This is a genomic window from Pseudoalteromonas sp. SR43-2 (assembly GCF_014163885.1).
GTDB lineage: Bacteria > Pseudomonadota > Gammaproteobacteria > Enterobacterales > Alteromonadaceae > Pseudoalteromonas > Pseudoalteromonas distincta.
This window is the reverse complement of sequence record NZ_JACJED010000005.1, coordinates 187,410-199,907: the sequence shown is the minus strand read 5'-3', so window position 1 is coordinate 199,907 and position 12,498 is coordinate 187,410. Positions and strand designations below refer to the sequence as shown.

Below are 12,498 nucleotides of genomic sequence, written 5' to 3'. Positions count from 1 at the left end.
GCTGACCACTTAGGTGATTAAATTCGCGTAAAATAGAATGCAATTAAGTATTAAGCTAAGGGAATTACCCATGAGAAGAGCTGTAATTACAGGTATCGGTGTTGTATCAAGTATAGGTAACAACAAAGAAGAAGTATTAGAATCGTTAAAAACGGGCAAAAGCGGCATCGCTTTTAATCAAGAATTTGCCGATTATAAGTTACGTAGTAACGTATCGGGTAAAATTGATATTGACGTTAAAGCACACGTTGACCGCAAAGCAATGCGCTTTATGGGAGATGCTGCTGCTTACTCTTATATTTCAATGACGCAAGCAATTGAAGACTCAGGTTTGTCTGACGACCAAGTATCAAATGAGCGCACGGGTATTATTGTTGGCTCTGGCGGTGGTTCGTCTAAATGGCAAGTAGAAGCTGCTGATATTTTACGTGAAAAAGGCGTAAAACGTGTAGGTCCTTATATGGTGCCACGCACTATGGCGAGTACTACATCTGCTTGTTTAGCAACACCATTTAAAATTAAAGGTGTTAACTATTCAATTAGCTCTGCATGTGCAACATCTGCGCATTGTATTGGTAATGCAGTAGAGCAAATCCAGCTTGGCAAGCAAGACGTTGTGTTTGCTGGTGGTGGTGAAGAGCTACACTGGACATTGGCAATGGAATTTGACGCTATGGGCGCACTTTCTACTAAATACAATGAAACACCTGAAAAAGCGTCTCGTACATACGATGCAAATCGCGATGGTTTTGTTATTTCTGGCGGCGGCGGTATTGTTGTAGTTGAAGAACTTGAACATGCACTTGCACGTGGCGCGCATATTTACGCTGAAATTGTTGGCTACGGTGCAACATCAGATGGCTACGACATGGTTGCTCCTTCTGGCGAAGGTGCAGCACGTTGTATGCGCCAAGCTATGCAAGATGTAGATAGTATTGATTACCTAAACACTCACGGCACATCAACGCCTGTAGGCGATGTTAAAGAGTTAGGTGCGATACAAGAAGTGTTTGGTGGTAAATCACCAATGATCAGCGCAACTAAAGCAATGACGGGTCATGCCCTAGGTGCTGCAGGTGTTCACGAAGCTATCTTCTCATTATTAATGCTAGAGCACAGCTTTGTAGCACCTTCAATTAATATTGATGAGCTAGATGAGCAAGCGACAGGTTTAGATATTATTACTGAGCGTCGTGATGTTGAGTTAAATACTGTAATGTCTAATAGCTTTGGCTTTGGTGGCACAAACGCGACTTTAGTTATGAGTAAGTACAAAGGTTAATTTGAGCTTATAAGCCCTATATGCAAACGCATAACTGGGCTAAATAGCCCAAAACAAAAAAGGAAAGCCGAGGCTTTCCTTTTTTATTATCGAAAGTTTAATTAACCTTCGTTATGTTCTTGACGTGCTTGCTCAATTTCGTCTGCAATTTCTTGCGCTTTTTGCTTAGTTTTTTCAGTTAACTCGCCAGCAGCTTCTTTGCTTTTAATCCATGCGTCAACCGCAATCTCTTTGCCGTCGTCGTACATGTCTAAGCCCATTGCTTTACTTTGCTCTAATAGCTCGTTTAAAGACTCGTCATTTTTAAGATCGTTAGTTGTCTCTTTAACGTCGTTCCATGCATCACCAAGCTTTTCTTGCATTTGTGCGCTTTTATCTTTTGCATCTTCTTTTACTTCGTTGGCATCTTCACAACCAGTTAATGTAATTAAAGTGCCTAATAAAGCTAAACCTGCTAATTTATTCATGTGCTATCTCCTTTAGAGACTGATAATTAATTCGAGACAGACTATACAACAATGAAAATGAACGCCCCCGTAACAAAACGATTAAATTTTAAATTAATGAATGAGCATGATTGGCCTCAATTATTTGAACTCGACCAAGACCCAGCTGTAATGCAGTATTTAACACGAGGTGAACCTACCTCTTTAGAGCAAATAAAAAATGAGGGAGTGCCTCGTATGCTCGCATATCGAAATGAGCTAAAAGGCTGGGGGCTGTGGAGCATCACTATAAAGCAAACCAATACATTTATAGGTTGGGTATTAATAAGGCCTATGGGCTTTTTTACTGATGCACCAAACTACAGTGATATTGAAATAGGCTGGCGCTTTAAGCAAGCAAGTTGGGGGCATGGTTATGCAACCGAGGCGGCTTTAGCATTATGTGATGAACTTATAAAGCAAGATGACGTTAAGGTGATAAGTGCAACGGCACTAAAAGATAATACGGCTTCTATAAATATAATGAAAAAGCTAGGCCTGCAATTTATAAAAAATTATACACATACAGACGAGCAAGGCGACTTACCTGCGGTGCTTTATTCAAAAAATGTTTAAAGATGATTAAATATCAACAGTATAAAGATTGACCTGTCCTTAAGTGACGTGCATTAATAAGAATGCGTAACTAAAAAATAATAAATTAAGGATGTTGTATGGGATTGCTTTTTTCACCAAGTAAATTAATCGTCAAAAGTGTGCTGGTTTTACAGTTCGCTGCTTTTAGTGTTTTAGCGCAGCCTTTATCGCAAAGTGCGGTAGCAATGCCTGACTCGTTCAGTGCCGATGCTGCTAAAAGTATATTAGAGCAAGGCGGTAATGCTGTTGATGCGGCTATTACGGCACAATTTGTACTTGCAGTAACGCTTCCTGAAGCTGGCAATATTGGCGGCGGGGGATTTATGCTTATTCAAAAAGATGGCAAGGGTGATTTTATAGATTATCGCGAAACAGCGCCAACAGCGGCTCATCGTGATATGTATTTAGATGAGCAAGGTAATGTTATTGCAAACAAATCAATATATGGTATTCACGCAAGCGGTGTACCTGGCAGTGTAGCGGGCATGTGGCTTGCCCATCAAAAACATGGCACTTTAAAGTGGGAAGAATTAGTACAACCAGCGGTAACGTTGGCTGAGCAAGGGTTTGTAGTTCCGCCTAAGTTAGCAAAAGGTGTGAGCAATTATATAGCCCGCCTAAAAGAGCAAAAAATAAATGTAAACTTCGAAAAATACTTTGCTGATGTAAAAGCTAATAAAGTATTTAAGCAACCCGAGTTAGCGGCGACGCTAAAGCGTATCCGTGATAACGGCCAAGATGGGTTTTATAAAGGTGAAACTGCAAATATTATTGCTAAATTTATGCACCAACATGGCGGTATAATTAATCAAGATGATTTAAAAGGTTACACCGCTAAATCACGTACACCTATTAAAGCGAGTTGGAATGGTTATGAAGTACTTACTTCTCCACCGCCGAGTTCAGGTGGTATTGCTATTTTACAGTGGCTTAAAATGTATGAGTTACAAAAACCAGATGCGGGCTTAGCGCATAACTCTACTCAGTATGTACACTTACTTTCTGAAATAGGTAAACGTGTATTTGCAGATAGGGCGGAGTATTTAGGCGATCCTGATTTTTTTGATGTACCAGTCAACGCATTAACTAATATTAACTACCTCAAAGAGCGCAGTAATGGCATTTCGTTAACCGCTATCTCGACTACCGAAAATATTAAACCGGGCCTTAAAGAAAGTGAGCAAACTACACACTTTTCAATCGTTGATAAAATGGGTAACGCTGTCGCAAATACCACCACAATAAACTTAGGGTTTGGTAGCGGTGTAGTTGTTGAAGGTGCAGGGTTTATTTTAAATGATGAAATGGACGACTTTAGTGCCAAACCAGGCGTTATGAATGTGTTTGGTGCAATAGGCGGTAAAGCTAACGAAATACAGCCGCACAAGCGTATGCTTAGCTCTATGACGCCTACAATACTCCTTAAAGACAACACCGTTAAAATGGTGACAGGCTCGCCTGGTGGCACAACAATTATTAGCTCTGTGTACGAATCTATCTTAAATGCGGTAGAGTTTGATATGACTGCTGAGCAGGTTGTAAATAGCCCTCGTTTTCATCATCAACTATGGCCTAAAAATATAATTAGAACACACATAGGTTTAACCGATAGCGTAAAAGCAGAGCTTACAAAAATGGGTTACACCATAGATGAGAATCACTTTGGTGACTTACACGTTATTATTAATAAAGAGGGCCAATTAGATGCCGCTTCTGAAGCATCAGGACGTGGTAAATCAATTGTTTTTTAAATAAAAAAACACCGCGCTAAAAGCGCGGTGCTTTAAATAATACAAAATTATTGAGTATCAATTAAATCTTCAACACCCACTATTAGCCATGGAGCGTCGTCTGAAATTAGACGCTCTAAGTGCCAAATTTCTAAAATAGGCTCTTCTTTTTTATCGCCTAAATCACGGTACTTACCTTTAAAGCGAACACTAACTTGCCACGATTGCGCGTTTGTATCTGCGCGCACAAGTTCGGCATCAATAAACATCACTTCTGTTTCTACGCTTTGTATAGCTTCACGTTCAGCTTTAAACTCGGCAACAAGTGCAGGGCTTAAGTATTCAGCCATTGTGGAGTAATCGGCATTGTTCCATGCAGTTTGTAGCGTATGGTAATGACTACGGGCACCTTGCAAAAAGCCATTAACGTCAAAGTTAGGTGGTAAATTAAAAGGCACACTTTCACCTTGTGGGGCGCTGCTTGCAAAGCCTGTACTTGTTGGTTGCTCGATAGGTGCTTGTTTAAAAGCATTTTGCTGAGCACTTGTACTTGCACTGGCAAGTTGTGGGGCACGATTAGCACGTAAAAAGCCCGTTACTAGCTTAAATAAAATAAAGAGTCCGCCAGCTAATAAAATAATTTCTAATAGCTGAAAACCTTCAAAATCGTCGCCTAACATTGCTGCAATTAAGCCACCCGCTAAAAGCCCTCCAAAAACGCCTGCCATAATGCCTTTTTTATTTGATGTTGCTTTAGGTGCAGCGTTAGGTGTTGTTGTATCTGTTTGCTGTTTTTGCGCTGTTTGTTGTGTTGCAGGTGTCTGTCCGCGTTTACTACTGCCAAACTTTTTACGTGCGTGTGCATCAAAACTGGCAGTACATAATAATGCCAATAATGAAAAAATAACGATGATGTTCTTCATGAAATACCCTAATTAAAATCGAGCCGCGATTATAATTTACTTTCTTTAGAAATTTAATTAATTACTTTAAAAATCAGAGGTTTTGGGTATAAAGGAAGGGTTTATTAGAGGGTATTTAATAAAAAAACCGCTCAGTAGAAACTAAGCGGTAAATTTGTCTATTTTAAAGCCAACGAATTGCGCCAGTAACGCGTTCGTTATATGTATCTAGAGGTGCTCCAAGACTTGCCACTAAAATAGTATCAGCTTGTGAGCCACGATTAATGTGACCTTCAAAGCGCTCATCGCGGAAGTTGTCATCCCCAAAACCAAATGATTTATTTTCAGAAGGCACTATAAATACCGTCATAGGACCAAAGTCAGACTCAAATATTAAATGCAGTCCTTTTTCGCCTTTAAAATCACAAAACATGGCATAAGTTACAGCGCCAGGAAGTTCATCAAGATGACCACCTAATACTGCAAGCTTGTCGTTGACGCTTTGTAGGCTAATGGGCTCTTTTTTATCAAGCGCATTAATTTCGTAGTACACATGGGCAAGCGCATGCTCACCGGCTTCGTGTGCAATATTTTGCTCTGTACTAAAAAAGAAGGCACTAATCGCCACTACAAAAGATGCTGCTAACGCAAGATGTACACGATCAAACTTAAAACGCGATCGAGCATCAACCACATTTTTGCCTTTTGCTTGTTCTTCTTGGAGTGCTTTTTCTTTTAACGATGTGTTTAAAAGAATGCGGTCTGCAAGATTTTCAGGCACAGGTATATCTAAAGAATCTTGAATGAATTTATCAAAATCTTTCATATCGTTAATAAAACTTTGTCGCTCTGGGTTATTGTCAGCAAACTCCATAAGCTCCTTGTCAATGTCGTTTGGCTGCGCAATAGTGCGGCGACGAAACTCAAGTTCATCCATTATTTTGATGCCCCTTTAAGTTGTTCATCATCACGGCTTAAAGCCTCTTTAAGTTGATTTCTGGCACGGTATAAACGAGTCATTACCGTGTTTTTATTTAAATTAAGTATGCCTGCAATTTCTTCACCAGAGCAGCCCATTACAACTTGCAGTAATAATGGCTCTCGGTATTCATCAGATAGCAGTGCAATCTGGCGTTGAATTACCGTTTGTTCCATTTCATCGTCTAATGAATGGCTGGTTTCATCAACAAGCGTATCGTTTTCTACGTCGCTGTAATCAAACTGTTTACGTTCAAATCGGCGTGCGTTTTCTCTTCGTAATATAGTAAGCAGCCAAGGTTTAGCTGCCTTTTGATCAAGTAAAGAGTCGAGTGAACGCCATGCGCGTAAAAACGTTTCCTGTACTAAATCATCTGCTATGTGCGGATCACGGCATAACCAATAAGCAAAGCGATAAAGCTCTTTATTGTAAACGTGGACCAAGGCTTCATAACGCTTTTGTTTCTCTGCCATATCGATTAAGACCTGATTGTTTGATTTTTTCTTTCCAAGCATAAGCACTTTTTTAATTAAAAATTATTAGTTATTGCAAAAAATGACCTGAGGTTCGTAGTTATTAATCATAAAGGTCTTTTAATACAGCTTGTTGCGACTTTGATGCCTGAGTTTGATAGTTCTCAAGAATTTTAATAATAGCATTAAGATCCGTGTTTGCGCCTTTATTACTGTAAAGTTGTGCCTGCAATTGGCTAATGAGACCATTAAGCTCGCTGCTGTTTACACGGATGCAGAGCTCATCAATCGCGCCAACATTTTTATGGGTCACCTTTACAGAAAAGTTATTTAATGCGGTGTAAAAGGCTTTCACATCGTGTGTTTTAGCTAATGCTTTAAGCTCATTTAAGCTTGGCTGAGAAGTACCACGGGTGTTTAGCTGTAATTTTTCAGTCGTATTTTTAGTAGAACGGCTTATTAAGTAAAAAATTACAGTACCAATCCATAAAATATACCCTAAAGCGGCAACAACTATTAACCAAAGAGGAGTATCACTTTTAGTTTCAATAGGTTGTGTGCCAGTTGCTTGATTCGAAATATTTTCAAGAGTAGGTGAATTATTTGTGCTGGGTTGTGGGTTTGCTATGGCTGTATTAGGCGCGGTAGTACTTGGCGTTACTGTAATAGTACGCTTTGGTAATGTAGCTACACTAATACGGTTCATTTTGGTATTAAACCAAGGCAGCTTTATTTCAGGCAAAGTATAAGTACCTGGTTTTTGCGGCAGTAAGGCATATGATGCCGTTTGTTGCGATACAACGCGTCCGTCTCGCACTGCATTGTTATTTTCTTTTTTATCAGGATAGCTGCGTATGCCATCAATAGTAGGCATAGAGATTTCAGGTAATTGCTCTTTTGTAACTCCAAGCGCGGTAAGCGTAATAGTACGTGTTATAGGCGTACCTACTTCTACTGTGTTGTCGTTAGGTTGCCATTCTTCATCAAGGTTAACCAATTCGCTTGGTAACCATGCGCCTTTATAGTCACTCGGGATTGGTTTTATTTCTACTTGCTGATCCTCGCCAAGAGCAGATACCTCCAGTTGGCGGTAATTTTGCTGTACTCGCCCTTGAAACGCAGGGCCTGCAATCGTGTAGGCACCACTTTTTTGTGGCTGAATCAAATACTCACGAGTAATAACAAGGTAGCGTTTGCCATCAACCAGCTCATAACTCTCAGTTTGTTTACCTAATTGGGTTAGCTGAGCATCTTCCATACTTGGTGTGCTTAAGCTGCCATCAAGCAGTTCTTTGGCAAGGTAGAGCTTAACAGTGTAAACACCGGCTTCTTGGACAAATAATGAATTACTTGAGAGCGACGTTTTTAAAAATATTTCGTTATTTTTATCTGCATCAACTGAGCGTTTTGCCACTTTTAATTTAATAGGTTGTGAGGTTAACCCTGCAACGCTAAATGCCGGTATCGTGTAATCACCCTCTGTACGGGTCATTAGTTTAACTGACCACGTAGTTTGTTTATTAATGCTGCCATTAATAATGTTGGTACGAGAGCTTAAGCTCGTCGGGCCTACAACAAAGTCTTTTAACAGCGATGAGGTGTCTGGTTGCTCGCCTTTAACTGTATCGTCTACCGATATATTAAGCATAAAAAATTCACCCGCTAATACAGGGTTTTTATCTATGCTGGCTTCTAATTTGGTGGCAGCCCACGAAGGCATCGCACTTAATAGCAATAAACAGCAAAATAATCGCATTACCATGATTTTTCGACTCCTGTAGGGCGACGTTTATATTGTCTTTTTTGGGCTTCTAATTGCATTTTATTCCGTAATAAAATAGCCGGATCGTCCGGGACTTTTCTAAGTAGTTGATTAAGCTGTTGTGCTTTTTCTTTTTCTTCATTAGTGAGCTCACTTGCTTGGGCTTGCATCGCTTGTTGCTGAGCACTTTGTTTTTGCTCATCAGTGGCAGGTTGCTCACTTATTGCTTGTGGCTTACTTTGTTGCTGCTCATCCTCTTTAGGCTGATCAGCGTCTTTATTTTGCCCTTGTTCGCTTTGTGGCTGGGCTTGCATATCAGGTTCATTTTGCTTATCTGATTGCTCGCCAGGCTCACCTTGTTGATCTTTTGATTGTTCAGATTCTTTATCTGATTTTTCATCGCTTGAGCTTTGACTTTCGTTTTCGCCTTTTTCAGAATCGCTTTTATCACCATTTTGTTGCTGGTCCTGTTTTGACCCATCAGAATTTTGCCCTTGGTTCTGCTCATCTTTTTTCTGACTATCATCTTGGTCTTGAGAGTCGTCGCCGTCGCTTTGCTGATCTTGCTGGTTTTGTTGCTCTTGTTGATTTAGTAATTGCTCAACTAAGGCTTGGTTATCGGCTGCTTGTGTAAAGTCATCTTGTAAGCTTTGGGCCTGTTTGTACGCCTCAATTGCGTCCTCAAGTTTGCCAGCTTTGGCAAGGGCATTACCGTAGTTGTATAATCCGGTAGCCGACTTATCATTACTAAACTCATTAAGTGCAGCATCAAAATTACCTTGCTGGTAAAGCGCCGCGCCTTTCAACTCACTCGATTGCGCCTGTGTTGCTGCATCGTATTCTTTATTATTGTAAGCCTCTAATGCACGTTGATCTGCATTTTGCAAAAGAGTAGGGAGCTCTACGGCATACGCATTTTGTTGCGGTAAAAAACCAAAAGCTAAAAATGCGCCTAACAAGGCAGCGCGTCTAAATAAATACAAACCAAATGGCAGTAATAACAAGAGTCCGTAAATACCTGCATCTATTCGCCAAAGCGCATGGCTTTGTTTTTCGTCTTTCAATAATTCACTCTGTGCATTTGGGGCAAACGTATTTATGTCGTTATTGCTAGGTTGGTAACTAGCAAATTTACCACCGCTGCTTGATGCTAAATTTTTAAGCTGAGAGGCATTAATTGTAGGTACTACAATTTGGCCGTATCTGTCTTTCAAAAAGCCGCCTTCAGGTAACTTAATTGGTGCGCCTTGAGCGGTACCTACACCATATATATTTAATCTATATTGGGTGTTACTGGTAAAGCTACTCACGTCGCTTTGTTCTTGTTGGTCAATACCGTCGGTCACTAAAATAATGTCGCCATCAATATAACCCGCTTGCGTTAATAGCTCTTTGGCCATATCAAGACCCGCTAAAACGTTTGAGCCTTTGTCTGGCATTATTTCAGGGCTCAAGCTTGGAATTAAATTACTGAGTGTTGTGGCATCGTTTGTTAGTGGTGAAATTACATAGGCCGTGCCTGCGTAAGCTACAAGCGCGGTATCACCTTCTTTAAATAGCTCAATCATATCAAGCGCTTTAAAGCGTGATTGCATTAAACGATTTGGCAGAATATCGGTGCTGTACATTGAGTACGACATATCCATAACAATTACACGGGCACTTTTACTTTGAAATACAGGAACTTGTTTTTTCTCAAAGCTAGGCCCAGCACTAAATAAAATGCCAAGGCTGCAAAATAAAGCAACTAGCCAAAGTGGCTGGCTGGCTTTAGTGTTTGCTTCGCTCATTATAAATTGTGCTAAATGCGGTGCAATTAGCTGCTCACTGGTGGTTTTTTTATGCTTAATTAAGGCAACAAAAAATAATGCCACAGCAGGTATGAGTAACCATAAAAGAGCGGGGCGAATAAATTCAAAATCCATTAGTTTGGCTCCTTTAATGCACGCAGTGTACTAAGCATTACTTTTAAGCTAATAAGTAAAATAGCGATAAGTAACGGGTAGTAAAATAATGAGCTTTGTGGGCGAAATGTTTGTTCATCAGCGCTAATAGGTTCAAGCTTATCAAGCTCTGCGTAAATTTGTTGAAGGCCAGCTACATCTTTGGCTCTAAAGTATAATCCGCCAGTTTGCTCGGCAATCTTTTTAAGTAATCTTTCATCTAAATTACTGCCACTAGAGCCTCCCACATTAAAGAGACTAAAGCCGCGCGGATTATCTGAGCCAACACCAATGGTGTACACTTTAATACCTTCTTCGCGAGCTAGCAGTAGGGCATCTTCTGGGTTTAGATTGCCCGCGGTGTTTTGTCCGTCGGTTAATAGCACCACAATTCGGTTACTTTCATCTTTATTGGCAAAGCGTTTTACCGAAAGACCCAATGCATCACCAATGGCTGTTGCGCGCCCCACTAAACCAATTTGCGCTTCGCTGAGCATTTTACTTACTGTTTTGACGTCGCGGGTGAGCGGGGTTTGTAAAAACGCGGTGTCGCCAAATAATATTAGCCCAAGCCTGTCGCCTTGACGTTGCTCTATAAAATCACTGAGTACAGCTTTTACCATGGTAAGGCGGTCAACATATTGGCCATTATAAGCCATGTCTTGTTCGGTCATCGAGCCTGATAAGTCAACTGCTAACATTATATCGCGTCCTTCATTTGGTAATGAAATTGGCTCATCTAACCATGTTGGATTGGCAGCAGCAGTAACAAGTAATAACCAAATTACCCACTCGAGGGGATTTAAACGTCGTGCGTGTGGCTCGATGCTTTGGCTGGTTAAATTGTGCTTTGCAAAACTGGGTATACGTAAACGCGTACTGGCATTACTTGCTGCGGGTTTTAATAGTAAAAGTAATAAAGGCAAGGGTAGTAATAAAAATAACCATGGCCAGCTAAATTCAAACATTTACTGACTCCTTTATTTTAAATTGCTTAATACCTTGGCGAAATTTTTCGCACAGTGTTGTATCTTTTTGACTGGGGTTATACAAGCTTAGTATTTCTTGTTCTGTAAAGCTTAAACCGGTGAGTGTATTAAGTGTTGTGCACCATTTAGAGGTAGATTGCGCAGCAAGTCGCTTGTCGTAATATTCAATCACTAAACGTTTTAAAATAATATGCAGTTGCTGAGGGTTTTGCTCACTTTGACTCAATTGTATTGCGTAGCGTTTAGGCTTTTTAAATTTATGTTTTTTATAAAATATATAAATAGCTGCGCACAGTGCTAAAAACAGCAGTGCAATAATAACCCACCAAGCAGGGGCGAGTGGCCACCAATTAACTTGGCTTGGCGCTATTATATCGTGCAGGCCATCGAGTGGATTGGTTTGCATGGTTATTTTCTCACTAATTGCAGCTCAAGCGGTGTTGCTGCATTGAATGATATTAAATTAAGACCCGATTTAGTTAGGCGATTAAAGCGCGCGCTAAATGCTTGCTCAGCATTTTTAGCAAAACGTTCTCTAAAGCTGTTATCCATTAATGGTAGGGCAAAGTCTTGACCATTTGCATTAACGATAACGGCTTGCTTAAACGCAGGTAACTGATGCTCAAACGGATCGCTTATGTGGCAACCAATCAGCTCGCAGTGGCGGCTTAATATTTCAAGTTGCTTAAAGCTCGCATCATCCAGAGCATTAAAATCAGACACTAAATACACTAAGCTGCCTGGTTTTGCTAAATGGTTAAGGCGCTTTAGGTTATCGCTAAAGTTGTTAGTGGCTGTTTTATCAATATTGTTAAGCGCTTGCTGGTGGTTATCGCATAAATTATGACAAAGCTTAAGCACGGCTTTTTCACGGGCGCTGGGTTTTAGCTCTAAATGCGAGTGCTGATTAAACACAATACCGCCAATTCTATCGCCGCGCTGACACGCCGACCATGCAACAAGAGCGCTTATATGCGCAGCTTGCACCGACTTTAACAGTAACTTTGAGCCAAACAGCATTGAGTTAGAAAAATCAGTAAATACAAATACAGGACGCTCTTTTTCTTCTTGAAAGAGCTTTGTGTGAGTCTCGCCGGTACGCGCAGTAACTCGCCAATCAATAGAGCGAATATCGTCACCTTGCTGATAATGTCGCACTTCGGCAAATTCCATTCCTCGGCCTTTGTGCGGTGCAAGGTATTGCCCTGTTAAGGTATTTTTTATTTTTACCTTAGGGGCAAGTTCAAGCAATTGCGCTTTGGCTTTGTAATACATCAGCTCTTTGAGTGCTAAATTAACACCGTGGCTATGGCTCTGTTTGAGCCATGCTTGGGTTTCTAATTGTTTTTGCATAAC

The 12,498-nt window shown here is 40.5% G+C and carries 12 protein-coding genes; 3 read left to right on the top strand and 9 right to left on the bottom strand.

Annotated features, from left to right (window positions below):
* The first annotated feature begins 70 nt into the window (after positions 1–70).
* A complete protein-coding gene (gene fabB / locus H5120_RS06505; protein ID WP_004335606.1) occupies positions 71–1,282 on the top strand; it encodes a beta-ketoacyl-ACP synthase I in 1,212 nt (403 codons plus the stop codon).
* A gap of 101 nt (positions 1,283–1,383) precedes the next feature.
* Here fabB and H5120_RS06500 read toward each other — a convergent pair whose 3' ends face one another.
* Positions 1,384–1,749, bottom strand: a complete 366-nt coding sequence (locus tag H5120_RS06500; RefSeq protein ID WP_024596750.1) for a hypothetical protein — start codon at positions 1,747–1,749, stop codon at positions 1,384–1,386.
* 51 nt (positions 1,750–1,800) lie between these two features.
* On the opposite strand from H5120_RS06500, the gene H5120_RS06495 reads away from it, so the two are divergent.
* Together H5120_RS06495 and ggt are read left to right on the top strand one after the other, a co-directional pair.
* Positions 1,801–2,343: a GNAT family N-acetyltransferase gene (locus H5120_RS06495; protein ID WP_182673909.1), complete on the top strand. Its 543-nt coding sequence runs from the start codon at positions 1,801–1,803 to the stop codon at positions 2,341–2,343.
* A 98-nt stretch (positions 2,344–2,441) separates the two neighbouring features.
* Complete coding sequence (ggt, locus tag H5120_RS06490) at positions 2,442–4,115, top strand: gamma-glutamyltransferase (RefSeq protein WP_182673908.1); 1,674 nt, start codon at positions 2,442–2,444, stop codon at positions 4,113–4,115.
* A 47-nt stretch (positions 4,116–4,162) separates the two neighbouring features.
* Here the strand turns inward: ggt and H5120_RS06485 are convergent, their stop codons facing one another.
* The 8 genes from H5120_RS06485 to H5120_RS06450 form a co-directional block, all read right to left on the bottom strand.
* Positions 4,163–5,017 carry a Tim44 domain-containing protein gene (locus H5120_RS06485; RefSeq protein WP_182673907.1) on the bottom strand — a complete coding sequence of 285 codons (855 nt, stop codon included), beginning with the start codon at positions 5,015–5,017 and terminating at the stop codon, positions 4,163–4,165.
* Positions 5,018–5,180: 163 nt separating this feature from the next.
* The gene (locus H5120_RS06480) at positions 5,181–5,933 is read right to left on the bottom strand and encodes a DUF3379 family protein (protein ID WP_004335615.1); all 753 of its coding nucleotides are present in this window, start codon (positions 5,931–5,933) and stop codon (positions 5,181–5,183) included.
* Positions 5,933–6,490, bottom strand: coding sequence for a sigma-70 family RNA polymerase sigma factor (locus tag H5120_RS06475; protein ID WP_032827217.1), 558 nt, complete (start codon positions 6,488–6,490; stop codon positions 5,933–5,935). Before H5120_RS06475 ends, H5120_RS06480 begins: the two co-directional genes overlap by 1 nt.
* 61 nt (positions 6,491–6,551) lie before the next feature.
* The gene (locus tag H5120_RS06470) at positions 6,552–8,210 is read right to left on the bottom strand and encodes a BatD family protein (RefSeq protein ID WP_182673906.1); all 1,659 of its coding nucleotides are present in this window, start codon (positions 8,208–8,210) and stop codon (positions 6,552–6,554) included.
* Entirely contained in the window at positions 8,204–10,135 is a 1,932-nt protein-coding gene (locus H5120_RS06465) for a VWA domain-containing protein (protein WP_182673905.1), read from the bottom strand. Before H5120_RS06465 ends, H5120_RS06470 begins: the two co-directional genes overlap by 7 nt.
* Positions 10,135–11,121 carry a VWA domain-containing protein gene (locus H5120_RS06460; RefSeq protein WP_182671277.1) on the bottom strand — a complete coding sequence of 329 codons (987 nt, stop codon included), beginning with the start codon at positions 11,119–11,121 and terminating at the stop codon, positions 10,135–10,137. The genes H5120_RS06465 and H5120_RS06460 overlap by 1 nt, the downstream gene beginning before the upstream one ends.
* The gene (locus H5120_RS06455) at positions 11,114–11,548 is read right to left on the bottom strand and encodes a DUF4381 domain-containing protein (RefSeq protein ID WP_004335624.1); all 435 of its coding nucleotides are present in this window, start codon (positions 11,546–11,548) and stop codon (positions 11,114–11,116) included. Before H5120_RS06455 ends, H5120_RS06460 begins: the two co-directional genes overlap by 8 nt.
* Before the next feature lie 2 nt (positions 11,549–11,550).
* Positions 11,551–12,495, bottom strand: a complete 945-nt coding sequence (locus H5120_RS06450; protein ID WP_182671279.1) for a DUF58 domain-containing protein — start codon at positions 12,493–12,495, stop codon at positions 11,551–11,553.
* Between the last annotated feature and the right edge of the window lie 3 nt (positions 12,496–12,498).

What these genes read in the sequence shown, in the direction of transcription:
- fabB (WP_004335606.1), top strand. Translation starts at nt 71, where the DNA reads ATGAGAAGAGCTGTAATTACAGGTATCGGTGTTGTATCAAGTATAGGT.
- H5120_RS06500 (WP_024596750.1), bottom strand. Translation starts at nt 1,749, where the DNA reads ATGAATAAATTAGCAGGTTTAGCTTTATTAGGCACTTTAATTACATTA.
- H5120_RS06495 (WP_182673909.1), top strand. Translation starts at nt 1,801, where the DNA reads ATGAAAATGAACGCCCCCGTAACAAAACGATTAAATTTTAAATTAATG.
- ggt (WP_182673908.1), top strand. Translation starts at nt 2,442, where the DNA reads ATGGGATTGCTTTTTTCACCAAGTAAATTAATCGTCAAAAGTGTGCTG.
- H5120_RS06485 (WP_182673907.1), bottom strand. Translation starts at nt 5,017, where the DNA reads ATGAAGAACATCATCGTTATTTTTTCATTATTGGCATTATTATGTACT.
- H5120_RS06480 (WP_004335615.1), bottom strand. Translation starts at nt 5,933, where the DNA reads ATGGATGAACTTGAGTTTCGTCGCCGCACTATTGCGCAGCCAAACGAC.
- H5120_RS06475 (WP_032827217.1), bottom strand. Translation starts at nt 6,490, where the DNA reads ATGCTTGGAAAGAAAAAATCAAACAATCAGGTCTTAATCGATATGGCA.
- H5120_RS06470 (WP_182673906.1), bottom strand. Translation starts at nt 8,210, where the DNA reads ATGGTAATGCGATTATTTTGCTGTTTATTGCTATTAAGTGCGATGCCT.
- H5120_RS06465 (WP_182673905.1), bottom strand. Translation starts at nt 10,135, where the DNA reads ATGGATTTTGAATTTATTCGCCCCGCTCTTTTATGGTTACTCATACCT.
- H5120_RS06460 (WP_182671277.1), bottom strand. Translation starts at nt 11,121, where the DNA reads ATGTTTGAATTTAGCTGGCCATGGTTATTTTTATTACTACCCTTGCCT.
- H5120_RS06455 (WP_004335624.1), bottom strand. Translation starts at nt 11,548, where the DNA reads ATGCAAACCAATCCACTCGATGGCCTGCACGATATAATAGCGCCAAGC.
- H5120_RS06450 (WP_182671279.1), bottom strand. Translation starts at nt 12,495, where the DNA reads ATGCAAAAACAATTAGAAACCCAAGCATGGCTCAAACAGAGCCATAGC.